This is a genomic window from Blastococcus sp. MG754426 (genome assembly GCF_021699055.1).
In the GTDB taxonomy this organism is placed as follows: Bacteria; Actinomycetota; Actinomycetes; order Mycobacteriales; family Geodermatophilaceae; genus Blastococcus.
This window is the reverse complement of sequence record NZ_SSXC01000017.1, coordinates 32393-52786: the sequence shown is the minus strand read 5'-3', so window position 1 is coordinate 52786 and position 20394 is coordinate 32393. Positions and strand designations below refer to the sequence as shown.

General features: G+C 76.2%; 23 protein-coding genes. 10 read left to right on the top strand and 13 right to left on the bottom strand.

The features are described 5' to 3' along the window. The first annotated feature begins 26 nt into the window (after positions 1–26). The 3 genes from E9549_RS08535 (at position 27) to E9549_RS08525 (ending at position 3824) form a co-directional block, all read left to right on the top strand. A complete protein-coding gene (locus E9549_RS08535) occupies positions 27–491 on the top strand; it encodes a DUF350 domain-containing protein (protein WP_236826112.1) in 465 nt (154 codons plus the stop codon). A 4-nt stretch (positions 492–495) separates the two neighbouring features. Beyond that, positions 496–2073, top strand: a complete 1578-nt coding sequence (locus E9549_RS08530) for a polyamine aminopropyltransferase (protein ID WP_236826111.1) — start codon at positions 496–498, stop codon at positions 2071–2073. Between the two features lie 131 nt (positions 2074–2204). Then, on the top strand, positions 2205–3824 hold the full coding sequence (locus E9549_RS08525) for a peptide chain release factor 3 (RefSeq protein ID WP_236826110.1): 1620 nt from the start codon (positions 2205–2207) through the stop codon (positions 3822–3824). 6 nt (positions 3825–3830) lie between these two features. On the opposite strand, the gene E9549_RS08520 is transcribed toward E9549_RS08525, so the two are convergent. Then, positions 3831–4703 (bottom strand): alpha/beta fold hydrolase, encoded by an 873-nt coding sequence (locus E9549_RS08520; protein ID WP_236826109.1) that lies wholly within the window; start codon positions 4701–4703, stop codon positions 3831–3833. Between the two features lie 115 nt (positions 4704–4818). Here E9549_RS08520 and E9549_RS08515 point away from each other — a divergent pair, with 115 nt between their 5' ends. Both E9549_RS08515 and E9549_RS08510 read left to right on the top strand, forming a co-directional pair. After that, a complete protein-coding gene (locus tag E9549_RS08515; RefSeq protein WP_236826108.1) occupies positions 4819–5574 on the top strand; it encodes an SDR family oxidoreductase in 756 nt (251 codons plus the stop codon). Positions 5575–5647: 73 nt separating this feature from the next. Next, on the top strand, positions 5648–6010 hold the full coding sequence (locus E9549_RS08510) for a DUF1330 domain-containing protein (protein ID WP_236826107.1): 363 nt from the start codon (positions 5648–5650) through the stop codon (positions 6008–6010). A 28-nt stretch (positions 6011–6038) separates the two neighbouring features. Here E9549_RS08510 and E9549_RS08505 read toward each other — a convergent pair whose 3' ends face one another. The 4 genes from E9549_RS08505 to E9549_RS08490 all read right to left on the bottom strand — a co-directional run bounded on the left by E9549_RS08505 (position 6039) and on the right by E9549_RS08490 (position 9574). Beyond that, positions 6039–7682, bottom strand: coding sequence for a thiamine pyrophosphate-binding protein (locus tag E9549_RS08505; RefSeq protein WP_236826106.1), 1644 nt, complete (start codon positions 7680–7682; stop codon positions 6039–6041). Beyond that, the gene (locus E9549_RS08500) at positions 7679–8455 is read right to left on the bottom strand and encodes a cyclase family protein (RefSeq protein WP_236826105.1); all 777 of its coding nucleotides are present in this window, start codon (positions 8453–8455) and stop codon (positions 7679–7681) included. The genes E9549_RS08505 and E9549_RS08500 overlap by 4 nt, the downstream gene beginning before the upstream one ends. A gap of 62 nt (positions 8456–8517) precedes the next feature. Continuing rightward, the gene (locus tag E9549_RS08495; protein WP_255715098.1) at positions 8518–8700 is read right to left on the bottom strand and encodes a PspC domain-containing protein; all 183 of its coding nucleotides are present in this window, start codon (positions 8698–8700) and stop codon (positions 8518–8520) included. Positions 8701–8740: 40 nt separating this feature from the next. Then, positions 8741–9574, bottom strand: coding sequence for an alpha/beta fold hydrolase (locus tag E9549_RS08490; protein WP_236826103.1), 834 nt, complete (start codon positions 9572–9574; stop codon positions 8741–8743). Between the two features lie 83 nt (positions 9575–9657). Here E9549_RS08490 and E9549_RS08485 point away from each other — a divergent pair, with 83 nt between their 5' ends. After that, a complete protein-coding gene (locus E9549_RS08485) occupies positions 9658–9852 on the top strand; it encodes a hypothetical protein (protein ID WP_236826102.1) in 195 nt (64 codons plus the stop codon). Between the two features lie 11 nt (positions 9853–9863). Here E9549_RS08485 and E9549_RS08480 read toward each other — a convergent pair whose 3' ends face one another. After that, on the bottom strand, positions 9864–11222 hold the full coding sequence (locus E9549_RS08480; RefSeq protein ID WP_236826101.1) for an alpha-amylase family protein: 1359 nt from the start codon (positions 11220–11222) through the stop codon (positions 9864–9866). 261 nt (positions 11223–11483) lie between these two features. Between E9549_RS08480 and E9549_RS08475 the strand changes: the two genes are divergently transcribed. Beyond that, positions 11484–11687 carry a cold-shock protein gene (locus E9549_RS08475; RefSeq protein ID WP_236826100.1) on the top strand — a complete coding sequence of 68 codons (204 nt, stop codon included), beginning with the start codon at positions 11484–11486 and terminating at the stop codon, positions 11685–11687. Between the two features lie 341 nt (positions 11688–12028). On the opposite strand, the gene E9549_RS08470 is transcribed toward E9549_RS08475, so the two are convergent. Next, positions 12029–12901, bottom strand: a complete 873-nt coding sequence (locus tag E9549_RS08470) for an ATP-grasp fold amidoligase family protein (protein WP_236826099.1) — start codon at positions 12899–12901, stop codon at positions 12029–12031. 147 nt (positions 12902–13048) lie between these two features. Between E9549_RS08470 and E9549_RS08465 the strand changes: the two genes are divergently transcribed. After that, positions 13049–14188 (top strand): hypothetical protein, encoded by a 1140-nt coding sequence (locus E9549_RS08465; RefSeq protein ID WP_236826098.1) that lies wholly within the window; start codon positions 13049–13051, stop codon positions 14186–14188. Here the strand turns inward: E9549_RS08465 and E9549_RS08460 are convergent, their stop codons facing one another. Beyond that, positions 14189–14731, bottom strand: a complete 543-nt coding sequence (locus E9549_RS08460) for a sugar O-acetyltransferase (RefSeq protein ID WP_236826124.1) — start codon at positions 14729–14731, stop codon at positions 14189–14191. Positions 14732–14805: 74 nt separating this feature from the next. Here E9549_RS08460 and E9549_RS08455 point away from each other — a divergent pair, with 74 nt between their 5' ends. Beyond that, positions 14806–16641 (top strand): SpoIIE family protein phosphatase, encoded by a 1836-nt coding sequence (locus tag E9549_RS08455; RefSeq protein WP_236826097.1) that lies wholly within the window; start codon positions 14806–14808, stop codon positions 16639–16641. On the opposite strand, the gene E9549_RS08450 is transcribed toward E9549_RS08455, so the two are convergent. From E9549_RS08450 to E9549_RS08435, 4 genes are all read right to left on the bottom strand, one after another. Further along, complete coding sequence (locus E9549_RS08450) at positions 16631–17071, bottom strand: NAD(P)H-dependent oxidoreductase (protein WP_236826096.1); 441 nt, start codon at positions 17069–17071, stop codon at positions 16631–16633. The two genes, E9549_RS08455 and E9549_RS08450, sit on opposite strands and share 11 nt — an antisense overlap. Before the next feature lie 131 nt (positions 17072–17202). After that, positions 17203–17733, bottom strand: a complete 531-nt coding sequence (gene mug, locus E9549_RS08445; protein WP_236826095.1) for a G/U mismatch-specific DNA glycosylase — start codon at positions 17731–17733, stop codon at positions 17203–17205. Next, positions 17730–18386 (bottom strand): histidine phosphatase family protein, encoded by a 657-nt coding sequence (locus tag E9549_RS08440; protein ID WP_236826094.1) that lies wholly within the window; start codon positions 18384–18386, stop codon positions 17730–17732. Before E9549_RS08440 ends, mug begins: the two co-directional genes overlap by 4 nt. Then, positions 18377–19444, bottom strand: a complete 1068-nt coding sequence (locus E9549_RS08435; protein WP_236826093.1) for a phosphotransferase family protein — start codon at positions 19442–19444, stop codon at positions 18377–18379. Before E9549_RS08435 ends, E9549_RS08440 begins: the two co-directional genes overlap by 10 nt. 244 nt (positions 19445–19688) lie before the next feature. Between E9549_RS08435 and E9549_RS08430 the strand changes: the two genes are divergently transcribed. Next, positions 19689–20144, top strand: a complete 456-nt coding sequence (locus E9549_RS08430) for an STAS domain-containing protein (RefSeq protein WP_236826092.1) — start codon at positions 19689–19691, stop codon at positions 20142–20144. Positions 20145–20152: 8 nt separating this feature from the next. On the opposite strand, the gene E9549_RS08425 is transcribed toward E9549_RS08430, so the two are convergent. Then, positions 20153–20386, bottom strand: a complete 234-nt coding sequence (locus E9549_RS08425) for a hypothetical protein (RefSeq protein ID WP_236826091.1) — start codon at positions 20384–20386, stop codon at positions 20153–20155. Positions 20387–20394 lie beyond the last annotated feature (8 nt).

Here is a 20394-nt window from a genome sequence, read left to right as displayed (position 1 = left end):
ACCCCGACCTCAGGAGAGTTCCCGACGTGACCACGACCTGGCAGGCCCTCGAGTTCGGCACGGTCGAGGGCGGGGCGCTGCTCGACGGCGTCCTGGCGACGCTGCTCTGGTTCGGCATCGGCGTCGGCGTGCTCGCGCTCGGCTTCCTCGCGCTGGACCTGCTCACGCCCGGGAACCTGCGCACCCAGGTCTACACCGACCACAACCCGAACGCGGCGATCCTGCTGGGTGCCAACCACATCGCCCTGGCGATCATCGTCGTCACCGCGATCATGACCAGCGCCGACAGCCTCGGCCAGGGCCTCGTCGACGCCGCCGTCTACGGGCTGGTCGGGGTGGTGCTGCAGGCCGTCGCCCTGCGGTTGCTCGACGCGGTCATCCCGACCGACGTGCGCGCCCTGGTGAACGAGCCCCGGATGCGCGGCTCGGCCTGGGCCGTCGGCATCAGCCTGGTGGCCATCGGCGCGGTGAACGCCGCCGCGCTGTCGTGACGCCGTGACGACGTCGGCGGAGCGGGTGGCCGGCCCGGCGCGCACCCGGGGCGGTGGCGCCGTGCGCTCGCGGCCGCTGCTGCTGGCCGCCGTCGCCGTCTGCGCGGCCTGCGGGCTGGTCTACGAGCTGGTGCTGCTGACCCTGTCGGCCAGCCTCGTCGGCGGGGGCATCACCCAGACCTCGCTCATCGTCGCCGGCTTCGTCGCCGCGCTGGGCGCCGGCGCGCTGCTGGTCAAGCCGTTCCTGCCGCACGCCGCGACCACCTTCGTCGCGGTCGAGATCCTGCTCGGCGTCGCCGGGGGGCTCAGCGCCGTCACGCTGTACGTGTCGTTCTCCTTCTACGGCACGAGCACCGCCGTGCTGCTCGCCGCGACCGCCGTCCTGGGGATCCTGGTCGGCGCCGAGGTGCCGCTGCTGATGACGCTGCTGCAGACCGGGCGCGAGGGCATCGACGCCGAGGGCAGCGGCACGGTGCTCGCCGACCTCAACGCCGCGGACTACGCCGGTGCGCTGCTCGGCGGGCTGGCCTGGCCCTTCCTGCTGCTGCCGCTGACCGGCCAGGTGCGCGGCGCGGCGATCACCGGCCTGGTCAACCTGCTCGCCGCCGCGGTGGTGTGCGGCCTGCTGCTCCGGCGGCAGATGACGCGCCGGGCGCGGCGCGCGGCCACCGGTGCGCTGCTCGCCGCGGCCCTGCTGCTCGGCGCGCTCCTCCTGCAGGCCCGGGACATCGAGACGACCGCGCGGCAGCGGCTGTACGCCGACCCGGTCGTGCACGCCGAGCGCTCCGCGTACCAGGAGGTGGTGCTGACCGAGCGCTCCGGCGACCTCCGGCTCTACCTGGACGGCGACCTGCAGTTCTCCAGCCGCGACGAGCACCGGTACACCGAGTCGCTGGTGCACCCCGTGCTGGCCCGCGACCCCGCCCGGGTGCTGGTCCTGGGCGGCGGTGACGGGCTCGCCGCGCGGGAGGTGCTGCGCCACCCCTCGGTGCGCGAGGTGGTCCAGGTGGAGCTCGACCCCGAGGTCGTCCGCCTGGCCCGCACCCGGCTGGCCGCGCTCAACGCCGGCGCGCTCGACGACCCGCGCGTGCGGGTGGTCGTGGACGACGCGTTCCGCTGGCTGCGCTCCCCGGCCGCGACCGGCTTCGACGCCGTGGTCGTGGACATGCCCGACCCCGACACCCCGGTGCTCGGGCGGCTGTACTCCACCGAGTTCTACGGCCTGGTCTCGGCCGCCCTGGCGCCGGGCGGGCTGGTCACCGTGCAGGCCGGCAGCCCGTACTCGACGCCGGACGCGTACTGGCGGACCGTCTCCACCCTGGAGGCGGCCGGGCTGGCGGCGACGCCGTACCACGTGCACGTGCCGAGCTTCGGCGACTGGGGGTTCGCCCTGGCCGAGCAGGGGCAGCGGCCGCCGGACCTCGTCCTCTCCCCGGAGGCCCCGCCCACCCGGTTCCTCGACCCGGACGTGCTGGCGGCAGCCGGCGTCTTCCCGGGCGACCGGCCGCGGCAGCGGCTGGAGCCCTCCACCCTCGACCGGCCGCTGGTCGTCGGCGACATGCGCGGCGGCTACGTCGGCTGACGCCTGTAGCGTTGAGCGTGCTCGGACGCCGCCGGCCGGCCCGTTGGTAGCTCGCCCGCCCGGTGTCCCGGAGCACCCCCGGGCCGCCGTCTGAAGGACCTGCGCGCCCACGGACCCCGAGGAGAACCACCGTGAGTGCCGCCCCACCCGCCGCCGACGTCGACCGCACCGGCCGGGCAGCGGTCGCCGAGGCCGCGCGGCGGCGCACCTTCGCCGTGATCAGCCACCCCGACGCCGGCAAGTCCACACTCACCGAGGCCCTGGCCCTGCACGCCCGCGTCATCGGGCAGGCCGGCGCGGTGCACGGCAAGGCCGGCCGGCGGGGCACCGTGTCGGACTGGATGGACATGGAGCGCGCCCGCGGCATCTCCATCACCTCCGCGGCGCTGCAGTTCGAGTACCGGGACGCGGTGGTCAACCTGCTCGACACCCCCGGCCACGCCGACTTCTCCGAGGACACCTACCGGGTGCTCACCGCCGTCGACGCCGCCGTGATGCTGGTCGACGCCGCGAAGGGCCTGGAGACCCAGACGATGAAGCTGTTCGCCGTCTGCAAGCACCGAGGCATCCCGATCGTCACCGTGGTCAACAAGTGGGACCGGCCGGGCAAGGACGCCCTGGAGCTGATGGACGAGATCGCCGAGCGCACCGGCCTGACCCCCACCCCGCTGACCTGGCCGGTGGGCATCGCGGGCGACTTCCGCGGCGTCCTGGACCGCCGCGACGGCACCTTCCGCCGCTTCACCCGCACCGCCGGCGGCGCGACCATCGCCCCGGAGGAACAGCTGACGGCGGCCGAGGCCACCGCCCGGGAGGGCGAGGTCTGGGCACAGGCGGTCGAGGAGGCCGAGCTGCTCGAGGCCACCGGCGCCGAGCACGACCAGGAGTCCTTCCTCGGCGGGGTCACCACGCCGGTGCTGTTCGCCTCCGCCGTCTCCAACTTCGGCGTCGGGGCGCTGCTGGACACGCTGGTCGACCTCGCCCCCGCCCCCACGGGACGCCCGGACGCCGACGGCGCGGTGCGCGGCCTGGACCAGCCGTTCAGCGCCTTCGTGTTCAAGGTGCAGTCGGGGATGGACGCCGCTCACCGCGACCGGCTCGCCTACATCCGCATCTGCTCGGGGGTGTTCGAGCGGGGCATGGTGGTCACCCACGGCCGCACCGGCCGCCCGTTCGCCACGAAGTACGCCCAGCAGGTGTTCGGCCGCGAGCGGGAGAGCGTCGACGTCGCCTACCCCGGCGACGTCGTCGGCCTGGTCAACGCCTCGGCCCTCGGCGTCGGCGACACGCTGTTCACCGAGCGGCCGGTCGCCTTCCCGCCGCTGACCACGTTCGCGCCCGAGCACTTCGCCGTCGTCCGCAGCCGTGACACCGCCAAGCACAAGCAGTTCCGCAAGGGGATCGAGCAGCTGGACTCCGAGGGCGTGGTGCAGGTGCTCCGCTCCGAGCGCCGCGGCGACGGCTCCCCCGTGCTGGCCGTCGTGGGCCCCATGCAGTTCGAGGTGGCCACCCACCGCATGGAGCACGAGTTCAACGCCCCGGTCGCGCTGGACCGGCTGCCCTACAGCCTGGCGATGCGCACCGACGAGGAGTCGCTGCCGCTGATCGCCTCGTCCGGCGGGGTCGAGGTGGTGCAGCGACCCAGCGGGGAGCTGCTGGCGCTGTTCCCCGACAAGTGGGCCCTGCGCATCCTGCAGCAGCGGCACCCGCGCGCCACGCTGGAACCGCTGGTGGCCGCCCAGCTGGCCTGACGCGGCTCAGGGCCGGAGCGCCGCGTACACCTCCTCGGCGTGGTCGAAGACGAGGAAGTGCCCCTCCCCGGGCAGCCAGCGCGCCGAGCACCGGGGCAGCATCGCGCTCAGCACCTGCCCGAGCACGACGGGCACCTGCCAGTCCTGCGTGCCGTGCCAGACGTGCACCTGCTGGCCGATCTCCGCCAGCGGGAAGCCCCACGGCCGGAACAGCAGGGCGCGGTCCTCGGCGAGCACCCCGCTGCCGTTGCGCAGCCCCTCGGTGAAGGTGTCGGCCAGGACCCGCCGGACGGCGGGGCGCCCGATCACCCGGCGGTCGGCGGCGTTGAGGCGCAGCTGCAGGTAGCGCGGGATCATCGCCGGCCGCAGCCCGATCGGCGCGAACACCGGCCGCAGCACCGCCGCCAGCCGGCCCGGGCGGTGCACCGCGGCGCGGAGCTGCCCGGGGATCCAGCGGGGCCACGGCCACGGGACGTCCGGCGGGGGCGCGCCGCCGAGGATGCCCACGGTCGTCACCCGGTCGCCGAGGGCGTGCGCGCAGGCCAGCGCGTAGGCGGCACCCCCGGAGAGGCTCAGCGCCGCGCACCGCTCGACGCCGAGGTGGTCCAGCAGCTGGGCGACGTCGTCGGGCCAGTCCGCGACCCGGCGGCCGGGGTGCGGGTCCGAGCGCCCGAAGCCGGGGCGGTCGGGCACGATGAACCGCACCCCCCACCGCCGGTAGTCCGCCGGGTCCTCGACGTGCCGCTCCAACCGGGAGCTCGGCGAGCCGTGGCACCCCAGCACCGGCCACCCGTCGGGGTCGCCGTGCTCGGCCCAGGCGAGCGTCCGGCCGTCCCGGAGCCGGATGCTCGCCTGCCGTGCCTCTGCATCGGTGCGCATCTGCACCCCCTACCCCACGGGGCGGTGCGCACCCCCGCTCTCCGGGGACTGCGGGAACGGACCGCGGGTAGGGACCCCTGGTGCCGCGGTGGGCCGCGGCCGGACGGGAGGGCGCATGAGCGGCACCGGTACCGACCGCGTGGCCGTGGTGACCGGGGCCAGCAGCGGGCTGGGCCGGGCAGTGGCGCTCCGGCTGGCCGCCGACGGCCACCGCGTCGCCCTCCTCGCCCGGGGCGCCGAGGACCTCGGGGCCGTCGCCGCGGAGGTCGAGCGTGCCGGTGGTACGGCGCTGACCTGCGCGGTCGACCTCGCCGACGCGGCGGCGACCCGGGCCGCCGCCGAGGAGGTCCTGACCCGCTGGGGGCGGGCCGACGTCCTGGTCAACGCGGCGGCCACGGATGCGCCCGGGCCGGTCGCGTCGACCACGGTGGAGGACTGGGACCGGGTCCTCGCGGTGAACCTCCGGGCCCCGTTCCTGCTGAGCCGGGCGGTGTTCCCGGCGATGCGCCGGGCGGGGGGCGGCACGATCGTCACCGTGTCCTCGGTCGCCGGCCGCCGCGGCTGGGCCGACGCCGCGGCCTACTGCTCGTCGAAGTTCGCGCTCACCGGCTTCACCCAGGCGCTCGCCGCCGAGGGCCGCGCGCACGGCATCCGCGCCTGCGTCCTGTACCCGGGTGCGATGGCGACGTCGTGGGGGGTCTGGGATCCCTCGGCGCGCCGGCCGGCCGGCGTCGGGGACGCGCCCGACCCCCGCGACGCGCTCCCGCCCGAGCGCGTCGCGGAGCTGGTGGCGTGGCTGGTGCAGGCACCGGGTGAGCTGGTGCTCAACGAGGTGACCGTCACCCCGTTGCACGAGCAGGGCTGGCCCTGACCGCGACCGGACCGGTGCGCCGACCTGCAGGTACGCCGCCCGCCCCGAGGACCGGGACCGGTAGCGTGCCGGCATGGCGATCGATCCACGCGGTGCGGACCTGAAGCGCTACCTCCAGGAGGACCCCGGCGGCCCCGTCGTGATGCTCAACCTGCTCCGGTTCGCCGAGGGTGGTCGGGAGCTCTACGCGCAGTACGCCGACGCCCTGTCCACCACGTTCCTGCCCCGCTACGGCGGCGAGGTGCTCTACGCCGGCAGCGGCTCCACCCCGCTGGTGGCCGAGTCCGGGCAGGACTGGGACGCGGTGCTGCTGGTCCGCTACCCCTCGCGCGAGGCGTTCAGCCGCATGGTCGCCGACCCCGAGTACCAGCAGGTGACCGGCCTGCGCACCCGCGCCCTCACCGAGGCGGTGCTCCAGGCGACGACCGCCTGGTAGCCGCCCTCCCGGTCGCCCGGCAGGCCGGTCAGTGGCCGCGGAACGCCTCCTCGAGCCACCAGGACGGCCGCTCGCGGGTGACCTTGGCGTCGACCAGCAGCGGCGCGGTCCGGGGCCCGGCCAGCCAGGCGGCGACGCCGTCGAGGTCGTCGCGCCCCCGGACGGTGACCGCGTCGTACCCGTGCCCGCGCGCGACGGCGGCGAAGTCGGTCTCGGGGAACCGGACGGTGTCCAGCGGGTGGCCGTCCGGGCCGAAGTGGTGCACCTCGGCGCCGTAGCCGGCGTCGTCGTAGACCACCACGACCATCGGCAGGCCGAGCCGGACCACCGTCTCGAGCTCCGCGGCGCCCATGAGCGCCCCGCCGTCGCCGAGCGCGGCCACCGGCAGCCGGTCGGGGCGGGCCAGCGCCGCACCGATCGCCGTCGCCAGGCCCAGCCCGACCGACTGGAACGCCTGGGTGAAGCAGAACCCCTGCTCGTCGGGGACGTCGAGGAACATGCTCGGGTAGCCCATGAAGTTGCCCGAGTCGACGGCGACCACGCGCTCGGCGGGCAGCAGGTCGTCCAGGGCCGCGGTGAGCGCGCGCGGGTCGATCCGGTCGCCGTCCCCGTCGGGGAACGGCTCGTCCCGCCAGCGCCCGCGGGCGGCGATCGCCGCCCGCACCTCGGGCGTGCGGTAGCCGCCCGCGGCCTCGGCGCCCAGCACCGCGGTGACCGCCTCGGCGGTGGCGCCCACGTCGCCGACGACGCCGAACGCCACCTCGCGCTGGGCGCCGATCGCCGGCTCCTCGTCGTCGACCTGCACCACGACGGCGTCCGCGGCGATCAGCCGGCCGTGGCGCATCGTCCACATGTTGAGCTGGCAGCCCCAGCCCACGATCAGGTCGGCCCCCGAGACGAGCTCGGCGGCCAGCGGGGTGGCGAACCCGCCGGAGACGTCGAGGTCCCACTCGCTGCCGCGGAACAGCCCCTTGGCCACCGCCGAGGTGGCCAGCAGGGCGCCGCAGCGCTCGGCCAGCCCCTCCAGCGCGACGCGGGCCGCCCGCGCGCCGCGGCCGGCCACGAACACCGGCCGCCGGGCGCCCCGCAGCGCGCCGGCCAGGCGCGCGACCGCCGCCTCGTCGGGGTGGACCCGCGGGGCCGTGGGCACCGGCGGGGGCACGGCGTCCCCGGCCGGGAGGGCCTGCACGTCCAGCGGCAGGTTGAGCACGACCGTGCGACGCTCCAGCCGCGCGGTGTCGACGGCGGCCGCGGCCACCGCCACCGCGTCGTCCGCGGAGGTCGCGCGCAGGGAGATCGCGCCGACCGCCGCGGCCAGCGCCGGCTGGTCGACGAAGAAGTTCGACCGCGGCGACGTCGCCTCCGCCGTGAGCACCACCAGCGGGGTGCGGCTCTTGGCCGCCTCGGTGATGCCGGTGAGCGCGTTGGTCAGCCCGCAGCCCTGGTGCAGGCTGAGCACCGCCGGGCGGCCGGTGACCCGCGTGTGCGCGTCGGCCATCGTGGCCGCCCCGCCCTCGTGGCGGGCGGCGACGTACCGGGCGCCGGCGGCGACCATCGCGTTGGTCGCCACGAAGTTGCCCGAGCCGACGACGCCGAACACCGCCTCGACCCCGCGCGCGACGAGGTTCTCCCCGACCGCCTGCGCGACGGTGCGCCCGGTCGCGCCGCTCATCCCCGCTCGACCAGCGCCAGCACGCGGGACGGCGACCCGGAGCCCGAGACGATGGGCAGCGGGGCGGCCACCAGCAGCGCGCCGGTGGGCGGCAGGAGGGCGAGGTTCTGCAGCTGGGTCAGCCCGTACTTGCCGCTGCCCATCAGCGCCGCGTGGCAGGGGAACGGCGGGTCGAAGGAGTGGGCCGCGCCGGCGTCGGTGCCGACCGTCTCCACGCCGAGCCCCAGCACCGGCGACTCCTCGGCCAGCCAGCGCGCGCACTCGGCCGACAGACCCGGGGTGTGCGGGCCGGTCTCGTCGGCGTTGAGGAACTCCTGCTGGGAGGCCGAGCGGGCGTCCCAGCCGGTGCGGAACAGCAGCCAGCCACCCTCGGGCAGCGGCCCGTGCTCGGCCTCCCACGCGCGCACGTGCTCGACCTCGAGCAGGAAGTCGGGGTCGGCGGCGGCCTGCTCGGAGAAGTCGAGGACGACGGCCGGGGCGATCAGCCGCGCCGGCGGCACGGAGGCGACGTCGTCGCCGTCCCGGCCGGTGACCCAGTGGTTGGGTGCGTCGAAGTGCGTGCCCGTGTGCTCGCCGGTGCGGAAGTTGTTCCAGTACCAGGCCGGGCCGCGGTCGTCGTACCGGCTCAGCTCCTCCAGCTCGAAGCGCGCCGTCTGGGCGAACTGCTCGGGCAGCTGGATGACCGGCGTCTCCGCCGACAGGGGCGCGGTGAGGTCGACGACCTCGATGCGCGCGCTGACCAGCGCCTCGGCGAGGCTGGAGAGGATCGACATCGCACTTCCTCGGGGACCGGCGGGTGGGCCGACAGCCAATCACAGCCCCGGGCGGGAGGTGCTCAGCGCTCCTTCGGGATCATGATCCAGAGCGCGATGTAGGCGATCTCGCCCACGCCGAAGAGCCCGAACAGCACGAAGCCGATCCGCACCAGGCCCGTGGATACGCCGAAGCGCTGGGCGAGGCCGGCGCACACGCCGGCGATCATCTTGCGTCCTCGTGGTCTGACCAGCGGTGTCGTCATCCCCGCCCGCTACCCGAGGGGTTGGGCGGGGACACCTCGGTCAGGCCCGTTCCACGAGGCGTAGCACCGCCTCGGCGACGACGTCGGGCCGGTCCGCGGGCACGAAGTGGCTGGCGTCGTCGACCCAGGTGAGGCGGGCGCCCGGGAGGTCGTCGGCCAGCCGCTGCCCGTACCGGGGCTTCATCTGGTGGTCCTGCCGACCCCACACCACCTCGGCCGGCACCGCCAGCCGGGGCAGGAACGGCGCGACGGTCTGCGTGTACACCGAGTCCAGCGAGCGCAGGTGGCGGGCGAGCCGGCCGGGGCCGCCCGGGCGGGACCACGGCTCGACGAAGCGGTCGAGGAACGGCTCCGCCCGCTCCCGGTGGGCGAACAGGGTGCGCAGCGCCGGCCGCAGGACGTTCGCCAGCACCGGGGGTGGCAGGAGCGGCAGCGCCGGCCACGTGGCCTTGAGCGCCCGCACCACGGGCACCGGCCAGCCGTCGTAGCAGACCCCGTCCACGACGCCGAGCCCGGCGACGCGGCCGGTGCTGGTGGTGGCCAGGATCTGCGCCACGCCTCCGCCGAGGTCGTGGCCGACGACCACCGCCCGGTCCACCTCCAGCCCGTCCAGCAGCCGCAGCAGCAGCGCCGCCTGGGCGGCGAGGTCGACCGGGTGGTCGCCGGGGGCGTCGGAGTCGCCGTAGCCGAGCATGTCGACGGCCAGCACCCGCGCGTCACCGGCGACCGCCGGGACGACGTCGTGCCAGAGCAGGTGGTTGGTCGGGATGCCGTGCACCAGCAGCACGACCGGGCCGGTCCCACCGGCCTCCCAGACGTTCAGCCGACGATCGCCGACGTCGACCGTGCGGGTGGTGCCGACCGGGACATCCATGCCTCCTCCGGTGCCCGGCGCCCGCCCGCCCGATGCACGTCCTCCCCGCCTATCCCGGCGCCGGCGGGGTAGGGACGCCGACCATGGATGCGATCACCTTCGGGAAGGCCGGCCTCAAGGGCTGGCGCGCACGCGTGGCCGACGCCGTCGCCGGGCCGGTGTCCCAGCGCGCCCCGGTCACCGACGACCAGGTGCGGGCCGCCATCGGGGCCCTGTTCCTCGCCCTGTCGGCCATGTACGTGGCCAAGGCGGTGAAGGACCTCGCGGCCAGCCGCTGAGCCGGCCGCCCTCAGCCGGCCAGCACGGCCCACCCGTGCCCGGGGAGCCGCGCCCGGGCGCCGGGTGACCCGGGCGCGAGGACGTCGGCCCGGCCGGCCAGCACACCGACCGCTCCGGGAGCGGGGAGCTCCGACGGGCCGTCGGAGACCGACAGCGCCACCACGAGCCGCCCGGCACCCTCGCGGGCCTCGTAGACGACCTGCTCGTTGGCCAGGTGCAGCGTCGTCGTGCGGGCGGTGTGCAGCCAGCGGTGCCGGCGGCGCAGGCCGATGAGCTGCTGGTGCAGGTGGTACACGGGCAGGCCCAGCGGGGAGAGCTCCCCGGGAGCGGCCGGGAAGGCCGGGCGGACGGCGTCGTCCCCTCCGGCCCGGTCCTCCTTGACGCCGCGGAAGGCGTGCTCGTCACCGGCGTAGACGGACGGGGTGCCGCCGGTGGTCAGCAGGACCACCAGGGCGTGCGCGAGGTGCCGCTCGTCGCCCAGCCGGCTGGCGATGCGCGTCACGTCGTGGTTGCCGACGAAGGTGTAGGGCACGAACCGGCCCAGCACGTCGTCGTGCCGGGTCAGGGCCGCGTCGAGCTCGAAGAAGTTGCGGTCGTTGAGCGAGCTCCAGATGGCCTTCCACAGCTCGTACTGGGTGACCGCGTCCAGCCCCGACTCCGCGACGAAGCGCCGCTGGTCGCCGTGGATGACCTCGCCCGTCAGGTAGGCGCCGGGGTGGCGGGCGCGCACCCGCCCCGCCACCTGCGCCCAGAACGCGGTGGGCACGGCGTACGCGGCGTCCAGCCGCCACCCGTCGGCGCCCCGGTCGAGCCAGTGCACCATCACCCCGCTGACGTGGTCGACGACGTCCGGGGAGCGGTGGTCCAGGGCCACCAGGGCCGAGTGGCCCTCGAAGTCGTCGTAGGCGGGCTCCGTCCCGGGCCGCCACGCCTCGGTCCCGCCGGGCCAGCGCAGCCGGAACCAGCCCGCCGTGGCGGCGGCGGGGCCCTCCGCCAGCACCCGCTGGAACGCCGGGTGACCGCGACCCACGTGGTTGAAGACGCCGTCGAGCAGCAGGCGCAGGCCCCGGGCGCGGCACGCGGCGACCAGGGCGTCGAAGTCGGCGTCGTCGCCGAGCCGGGGATCGATGCGCAGGTGGTCGGTGGTGTCGTAGCCGTGCGTCTCCGACGCGAAGACCGGGCCGAGGGCGAGCCCCGAGGCGCCGAGCTCGACCGCGTGGTCCAGCCACGGCAGCAGCTGCCGCAGCCGGTGCCGGACCGGCTGCCCCGGGGCGGAGGCCGGCTCGGCGCCGACGAAACCCAACGGGTAGACGTGCCACCACAGGGCGTCGTGCACCCAGCCCGGCTCGCGGGTGCTCGGGGACTCCATGGCGACGATGCTCGCGCACGCGCCGACCGCACCCGCCGGCCGGGTCGCACCCCACGGGGGGAGCCCGACGACCAGGTCTTCCCACGGTGTGCCCATGTGGCTGTACAGTCCTCGGTGGTCGCTGTTGCGCCTCTGCTTTCGTTCTTGGACGTCCGCAGTCGTCTCTGCCTGACGTTCCCTCTCGGTCCTGCCGGTCGGTGCGGCGGCCCCGCACCCGGTACGTACCTGTGCGGTCACCTCCCAGCACGGAAGAAGAACGACATGGCTCAGGGCACTGTGAAGTGGTTCAACGCGGAGAAGGGCTTCGGGTTCATCGCCCAGGACGGCGGCGGCGCCGACGTCTTCTGCCACTACTCCGCCATCACCGGCTCCGGTTACAAGTCCCTCGACGAGGGGCAGCAGGTCGAGTTCGACGTCACGCAGGGCCAGAAGGGCCCGCAGGCGGAGAACGTCCGCGCGCTCTGATCGACGCGTGAGGAGGGGGCCACGGCGCGTTGCGCCGTGGCCCCTTCCGCGTTCCGGTCCGGCACTCCCGCCGCACCGGCCACCCGACCGAGGGGACCGCGCCATCGCCACGCACGCCGGACGCTGCGAGGAAGCCCACCTCGGTTGCCCCTGCCGGGGCGACGAGCGGATCCACGAGGAGCGGACCCGCGCCCTCGCCGAGGCGCGAGCCGAACCCGCCCAGACCGTCGAGTGCCCCGAGTGCGGCGGCCCGACGACCCCGCTGGCCATCGTCTCGTGGGGCAACTGCCGGGCCTGCCGCACGGCGCACTCCCGCTCCACCCACCCGCTGCGCTGGTGAGCTAGCGGTCGCGCACCCCGGCGCGGGCGGGCAGCGTCCACCAGCCGCCGAGCCACCGGTCCAGCTCGGGGTCGAACGGGTCCAGCCCGCCGCCGGGGTAGGGCGTGAGCTCGCCGAACCAGACCTCGCCGTCGACGTCGTAGAGGTCGACCCGGATGAAGTCGAAGGCCGCACCCAGCGCCTCGGCGGTGGCCAGCATGGCCGGCAGCGCGGCCGGGGGCGCCGTCACGGGACCGGTGACCACGTGCGGTTCGTGCGCCGTCACCGGCACCCAGTCGCGCGTGTAGAGCCGCCGGGAGTGGCTCCCGGTGAGCCGGCCGGTGTCGACCTGCACCAGCCGCACCCGGCCACCGAAGACCAGGAACTTGTGGTCGGCGAGCACCTCCCCCGGCCGGCCGAGGAACTCCTCGGCCAGCAGCAGCCGGCGGGCCCGGCTGTAGACCCACTCGCCGCGCTCGGGCCACAACGGCTCGTCCAGCCAGCCCTCGGTCAGCCGCCGCAGCGCCGGCACGTCCGGTCGCCCGGCGCCGCGGTGCACCCGCATCGTGCCGTGGTTCGGCTTGAGCACCCAGCGTTCGGGCAGCGCCGAGCCGGCGAGCTCACCGAGGTCGGTGCCCGCCCAGAACACCCGCGGGACCGCGAGCCCTGGGCAGGTGCGCGCGGCGTAGTCCTTCATCGCCAGCTTGTCGCCCAGCTGCCCGATGAGCGGTCGCCGGTCGTGCACGATCCGCCAGTTCAGCTTCTCGGTGAAGGTGCGGGGACGGCGCAGGGGCGGCCGCCGGCCGTGCGCCTCGGCGTAGAGGACAGCGCGCTTCGCCGCCAGCGGCAGCCGCCGCACCACGGCCCGGCGGAAGCGGTCCGGCACCACGCGCACGCCCTCCCCTGCTCGGGGCGGCCGCCGCGGCCGCGCTCCGCGGACAGTCTGCGCGGCGGACCGCGCCGTCCCCTCCTAGGGTGGCGCCGTGACGACGGACGGGGCCCCGCGCTGAGCACGACCGACGAGGGGGTCGGCCCCCGCGGGGTGGGTTTCGTCGCCAAGGACCCGTGGCACCCGGCCATCCGGCGCGAGCAGATGATCGCCCGCGAGCTGGTCCGGTTGGGACGGCCGGTCAGCTTCCTGCAGGCCCCGGCCGACTGGCGCCGCCTGCGCAGCGAACCGGTCAACTGGTGGGGCCACCTGACGCGGGCCCGGTTCGCGCCCGCGGCTCCGGGCGTCCGCGTCTCCGAGCGCTCCACGGTGCTGCCCGGCGCGCGCGGACGCCTGGCCGAACGGCTCGACGCCGCCCTCCTGGGCACCGTGCTGCGGCGCTCGGGCTGGGACGCCGACGTCACCGCCTTCATGCTGCCGTGGGAGTGGCGCGCCGCGGGCGCCGTCCGCGGGCGCGTGGTGTTCGACTGCACCGACGACTGGGCCCGGCTGCTCCCCCACGCCCGGCGGCTGCCCGACCAGCTCCGCCGGATCGCCGCGGAGGCCGACGAGGTCGTCGTCGTCAACCCGCTGCTGGGCGAGCTCTTCCCCGGCCGCCGGCCGGTGGTGGTGCCCAACGGCGCCGACGCCGGCCTGCTCGCCGCGCCCCGGGTGGCCGAACGCGCCGAGCGGCACGCCGTCTACGTCGGCAGCGTCGCCGAGCGGTTCGACGTCGACCTGCTGCACGGCCTGCTGCGCGCGCTGCCGGACTGGACGTTCGCCGTGCACGGGCAGCTGGTTTTCCCCGACCGGGCACGGGCCGCGGCGGAGCGCTTCCGCGCCCTGGTGGCGGGATCAGGCGGCCGGCTCCGCTACCACGGGCTGCTGCCGCGCGAGCGGCTGGCCGCCGTGCTCGACGCCGCGACGGTGGGGCTGCTCCCCGACGTCCCCGGCCGGGCGCTCGGCCAGTCGTCGATGAAGAGCTACGACTACGCGACGCGGGGGCTGCCGCTGGTCGCCACCGCCGGGCACCTGGAGCTCGCCGCGGAGCTCCCGCCGCACACCGCGCTCGTCTCCGGCCCCGACGAGATGGCCGCCGCCGTGCGCGCGGCCGCGGAGGAACCCGCCGCCCACGGGGCACGGCGCCGGGAGTGGGCCGCCGAGCGCACCTGGTCCCGGCGCACCGGTGAATGGCTGGACGCGGCGCTCGGCCGACCGGCGCCCGTCACCGGGTCGGCGGCCCCCGCCGCCTAGCTAGACCAGGGTGCGGACCACCCGGGCCGGGTTCCCGACGGCGACCACCCCCGGCGGGAGGTCCGCGGTGACGACCGCGCCGGCGCCCACCACCGTGTCGGCGCCCACGGTGACACCGGGCAGCACGACGACCCCGCCGCCGAGCCAGGCGTTGTCGTCGATGGTCACCGGCGCCGCGTGCTGCCAGCCGGCCCGCCGCTCGGCGGGGTCGAGCGGGTGGACCGCGGTGAGCAGCTGGACGTAGGGGCCGAGCTGGACGTGGTCCCCGAGCGTGATGGGGCCGACGTCGAGGAAGACCGCGCCCCAGTTGACGAAGCAGTGGGCCCCGACGCGGATGCGGTAGCCGTAGTCGCAGCGGAAGTCCGACCGGATCGTCGTCCCGCCGCCGACCGCGCCGAGGAGCTCGGCGAGCAGCGCGTGCCGGCGGTGCGGGTCGGCCTCGGCGTTGTAGCGGGACACCAGCGCGGCGGCCCGCCGGGAGTCCGCGGCGAGGTCCGGGTCGTCGGGACGGTACGGCAGCCCGGCCAGCATCCGGTCCCTCATCTCACCCACGCGGGCACGGTAGCCAGAGCCGGCGGCCCCGTGCGGGGAGGACCGGGGCGTCGCGATCAGGGAGGATGGCCGGGACCGGAACCGGAGGACGGCGAGCGGAGAGGAGCAGGGTCATCGGCGAGCTGCCCGAGCCGGACTACCGCCGCGTGTTCGACGCCGCCCCCACGCCGTTCCTGCTGCTCACGCCGGACCTCGTCATCGTGCACGCCAACCAGGCACGGCTGGACGCGACGGCCACCACGCTCGAGGGGACGGTCGGCCGGCACCTCTTCGACGTCTTCCCGCTGAACCCCGAGCACCCGGAGGGCGACGGGCCGGGCAACCTGCGCGCGTCGCTGGAGCGGGCCCGCGACACCCGGCGGCCGCACACGATGGCGATCCAGCAGTACGACATCCGCCTGCCCGACGGCAGCTACGAGGAGCGGTTCTGGAGCCCGCGGAACGTGCCGGTCCTCGACGACGACGGCGAGGTGGTGCTCCTGCTGCACCGGGCCGACGACGTCACCGACTACATCCGCGCACGCGCCGGCGTGGAGGCCGCCCGGGCGGAGGGCCGGCTCGACGACCGGGCCACGCGGATCGCCTCGGACCTGCTGGCCCGCACCCGGGAGCTGGAGCAGAGCAACGCCGAGCTCAGGGCGCTCCGCGAGCGCGAGCGGCGGACCGCACGCTCCCTGGCCGGCCTGGCCCGCACCGTCTCCGCTCTCGCGGCCGCGGAGACCCGGGCCGAGCTGCTGCACCTGCTGGCCGACCGCGGCGGCCCGGGCGTGTCGGCCGATTTCCTGGCCGTCGCGCAGCACCGGCCCGGGTCGACGGAGCTCGCGGTGGTGGACGCCCCCGCCGGATCCGGGCCGGCCCCCCGGCGGTTGCCCGCCGACTCGCCCTCCGCGCCGGCCGTCGCGGCCGCCGGCCGCACCGTGCTGGTGCCCGACGCCCGTTGCTCCACCGAGCCGCCGCCGGCCCCGGGCCTGCGCGCCTGGGCGGCCCTGCCCCTGCGCGCCGGCGACCGGGTGCTCGGGTCGCTGACCGTCGGCTGGTGCCTCCCGCAGCCGCTGGAGGACGACGACGTCCGGGTGCTGCAGGCCTTCGCCGCCCAGTGCGGTCAGGCCCTCGACCGGGTCGCCCGGCTGGAGCAGGAGCGCCGGCAGGCGCAGGCCACCCGGAGCCTCGCCGAGGCGCTGCAGCGCTCGATGCTCACGGACCCGCCACGGCCCGAGGGGCTGGGCATCTCCGTGCGCTACCGGCCGGCCGCGCAGGAGACCCGGGTGGGCGGCGACTGGTACGACGCCTTCGACGCACCCGACGGCGTCACCACCCTGGTCGTCGGCGACGTCACCGGCCACGACCGCACGGCGGCCGCGCTCATGGGGCAGCTGCGGAACGTCCTGCGCGGCATCGCGCACGCCCTCGGCCCCGATCCCGCGCAGGTGCTCGTGGCGCTCGACCGCGCCATGGCCGGGTTCGGGATCACCACGCTCGCCTCGGCGCTGCTGGCCCGCATCGAGCCGGCCGGGCACGGGGAGGGCCGGGTGCTGCGGTGGTCCAACGCCGGGCACCCGCCGCCGCTGCTCGTCGAGCCCGACGGCGCCGTGGAGCTGCTCGAGCGGCGGCCGGACCTGCTGCTGGGCGTGACCCCGGACGCGCCCAGGTCGGCGCACGAGCGCCCGCTGACCCCGGGCGCGACCCTGGTCCTCTACACCGACGGCCTGGTGGAGCGCCGCGGCTCGACGCTCGACGACGGGCTGCACCGGCTGGCCGCGGCGGCGGGCGACCTGCCGGGCCTGCCGGTCGACGCGGTCGCCGAGACCCTGCTGGAGCGGGTGGCGCCGGACTTCTCCGACGACGTCGCACTGGTGGTCTGCCGCGTCCTGCCCCGCTCCGGGGAGCCCGTCAGAGGCTGACCGCGACGGTGGCCGCGAGCTCCCGGCAGGCCTCGAGTTCCGCAGCACCGGGCGCCCCGGTCAGGCTGAGCGGCGCCGCCACCTGCTTCCAGCGCAGGGCCCCGGTGATGCGCTCGATGCTGCGCAGCGCGCCGGCCGTGTCGTCGTTGCCGTGCACGTACACCCCGAACGGCAGGCCGGCGGTCGCCTCCAGGCAGGGGTAGTAGACCGTGTCGAAGAAGTGCTTGAGCGCCCCGGACATGTAGCCGATGTTGGCCGGGGTCCCCAGGACGACACCGTCGGCGGCCAGCAGGTCCGCGGCCCCCGCGGACAGCGCGGGGCGCAGGACCGGCTCGACGTCGTCGACGAGGCCGACGCCATCCCGCACCGCCTCCAGCACGGCCTGCAGGGCCGGCGAGGGCGTGTGGTGGACGACGAGCAGGCGGGGCACCCCGGCATTCTCGTCCCCGGGCCCCCCACCGCGCCTCCGGAGCACCCGGGTGTGAGGACCCCTCGGTCACCCCGGGCCTGGTGCCGCGCCGGGCCATCCGGCCCTGGGACGTCGTCGGCTGGTCCGGCCGGTCAGCCGGCGGCGTCACCGCTCCCCGGGCGCAGCTGCCCGTAGATGCGGGCCAGGTCCGGGAGCTGGACGTGCGCGTTGAGCCCGCTGGGGTTCGGGACCACCCAGGTGACCGCGCCACCCACCCGCTCGGGCTGGCGCCCGGCGACCGCCTTCGGCCGCGCGAACCCCTGCCGCCAGGCGGTGATGCCGAGCACCGCGAGCACCCGGGGCCGCACGCTCGCGACGAGCCGCTCCAGCGCCTCCGCGCCGGCCCGCAGCTCCTCGGGCGCGAGCTCCGCCGCCGTGCGGGTGGGCCGGTCGACCACGTTGGTCACCCCGAGCCCGTACCGCAGCAGCTCAAGGTCCTCCTCCGGGCGCAGCAGCCGCGGGGTGAACCCGGCGAGGTGGATCGCCGGCCAGAAGCGGTTGCCGGGGCGCGCGAAGTGGTGGCCGGTCTCCGCCGACAGCAGCGAGGGGTTGATGCCGCAGAACAGGACGTCCAGGCCGGGCCCGACGACGTCGGGCACCGGCTTCGCGGACGGCGGGGTCATCGGTAGGTGAGCAGGTGCCGCCGGTCGCCGGTGACGTGCGCGTGGTCGTTGAAGGCCAGCAGCGACAGCCCGGAGGCGCCCGCCAGCACGGAGGTCACCCCGACGTTCACCGCGGCCCGGTTCAGCGCCACGACGCCGTCGGCCCCGGCGCCGAGCAGCCCGGCCACCACCGCGGCGATCACCCCGCCGGAGCTGACGACGACGGCGTCCCGGCCGCGCTCGAGGCCGGCGGCGAGGTCGGCGACGGCCGCGGCCGCCCCCGCCGAGAAGGTCGGCCAGCCGTCGGCGTCGCCGGCCGCGATCCACGAGCGGAGCGCGCCGTCGAGGAGCCGCTGCACCTGCCGGGAGCCGGAGCCCCCCACGGGCTCGCCGTCGTCGGCGGGGTAGCGCTTCAGCAGGTCGAGGTGGTCGTACTCGTCCAGCCGGGGGTCGGGCTCCCCGGCCGGCGGGTAGCCGGCCGCCTCCGCGAGCAGCGCCGCGGTGTCGCGCTGCCGGCGCAGCGTGCCGGAGACCACCAGGGGGTCACGCAGCCCGCGGCGCCGCAGCTCCTCACCCGCGCAGCGGGACTGCTCGCGGCCCAGCTCGCTCAGGACGTCGTAGTCGTCGGCACCGAAGGAGGCCTGACCGTGCCGGACGAGGCAGATCAGCGGCATCCGGCCAGCCGTTCCGCGCGCTGCAGCAGGACGGCGGCGGCGATGCCGAAGTGGGCGAACCGCGGGTTGGTGGTGTGCCCGGAGCGGTACCGCGCCCAGATCTGCTGGATGATCACCGCCAGCCGGAACAGCCCGAACACCTCGTAGAAGGTCCAGTTGCCGGTGCTCAGCCCCGTCCGCTCCAGGTAGCGCGCCACGACCTGCTCGCGGGTGGGCATCCCGGGCAGCGTGCTCGGCTGGGTGGAGACCAGCCCGAACTCCTCGTCGTCGTCGGCGGTCACCCAGTAGGCCAGCGACGCGCCCAGGTCCATCAGCGGGTCGCCGACCGTGGCCATCTCCCAGTCCAGGACGCCGGTGATCCGGGGGGTGCCGGACAGGTCGAGGACCAGGTTGTCGAGCTTCCAGTCGCCGTGCAGCAGGCTCGCCCGCACGTCCTCGGGCTGATGGGCGGCCAGCCAGGCCATCAGCTCCTCGGCGGGCGGGACGTCGTCGGTGCGCGCGTCGCGGAAGCGCCGGGACCAGCCCTCCACCTGCCGGCGGACGTACCCGGGACCCTTCCCGAGGTCGGCCAGCCCGGCGGCGTCGACGTCGATCGCGTGGAGGTCGGCGAGGGTGTCGTAGGCGGTCTCGCCGAGCGCCCGCGCCTGCTCCGGGGAGAGCTGCACGCCCTCGGGCAGCTTCCGGCCGAGCACGGTGCCGACCAGCTGCTCCATGACGTAGAAGTCGCTGCCGATGACCGCGTGGTCCTCGCAGAAGCCGTGGATCTCCGCGACCACGTCGAGGTGCGGCCGCAACCGCTGCTGCACCCGCACCTCCCGTCCCATGTCGTGCGCCGAGGCCGCCTTGTGCCCGTGCGGGGGCCGGCGGAGCACCAGCCGGGGGTCGCCGTAGTCGAGGAGGTAGGTGAGGTTGCTGGCCCCGCCGGAGAGCTGCCGCACCCGGGGCGCGGGCCGACCCTCCAGCGCCGGGACGCGCGGCGCCAGCCACGCGTGCACGGCCTCGACGTCGAAGGTGTCTTCGGGGCGGACCTCACGCAGCCGGTTCGCGTTCTCGCTCATCGGCCCCATCCCACCACGGGGCGCCCCGGCACCCGTCGCCGACCGGAGGAGCGGCGGGTGGGCGCGCCGCCGGCCGGGTGGGCAGGGGGACGGTGGCACGACACCCCGTGTTCCAGGGCTGCGCCGTCTCGCTTCACCCGCTAGGGTGAATCCCGAGGTCGAAGCTCCGGCCCACGCACGCCGCAAGGCGCGCTCCCGTGCTACCCGGAGCTGCCTCCGGGGCACATGCCAGGGGGTACCTGCCATGTCACCGCACCCAGACCTTCCCGAGGTCCCGCTCGACCTCGCGCCGGTCCCCTTCCGCCTGGACGTCGACCTGGTGGGCGCCACGGTGGCGGTCGCCGGGGAACTGGACCGCGAGCACGTCCACCTGCTGCTCGACGGGCTCGCCGCGCTCGCGGACGGCGTGCACCGGCCCTGGTCGGTCGACGCCGCCGAGGTCGTCTTCTGCGACGCGGCGGGGTTGCGCGCCCTGGTGACCGCGCACCACCTGGCGCGACGGCACGGGTGCACCCTGGTGGTGGAGCGCCCGAGCCCCTGCCTGCACCGGCTGATCCTGCTCGTCGGGCTGGACCAGATGCTCCACCTGCGCCCGGCCGGGCCCGCGCCGGGACCGGCCGCCGCCGGACGCCGCCCGCTCCCCCACACCGGCCCGCTCCGGGTGGGGCACCCGGTCCGCGCCGTGCCCGCGGAGGTGTGAGACCCGGTCTACTGGACCGGCGCCCCCGGCGGCGGCAGGCGGTGCACCCGCTGCTCGTCGACCGAGGCCACGCCGGTGACCGCGCTCAGCGCGCCGAGGGTGCCCGCGGGCACCGAGCCGGTGATGATGCCGAGCCCGTCGAGGACCTGCTCCACCTGCATCCCGCGGGCGCGCAGCCCCTGCACCACGCCGTCGAGCGCACTCAGGTGCCGGTCGTCCACGGTCACGCTGACCCGGGTCATGCCCCCGA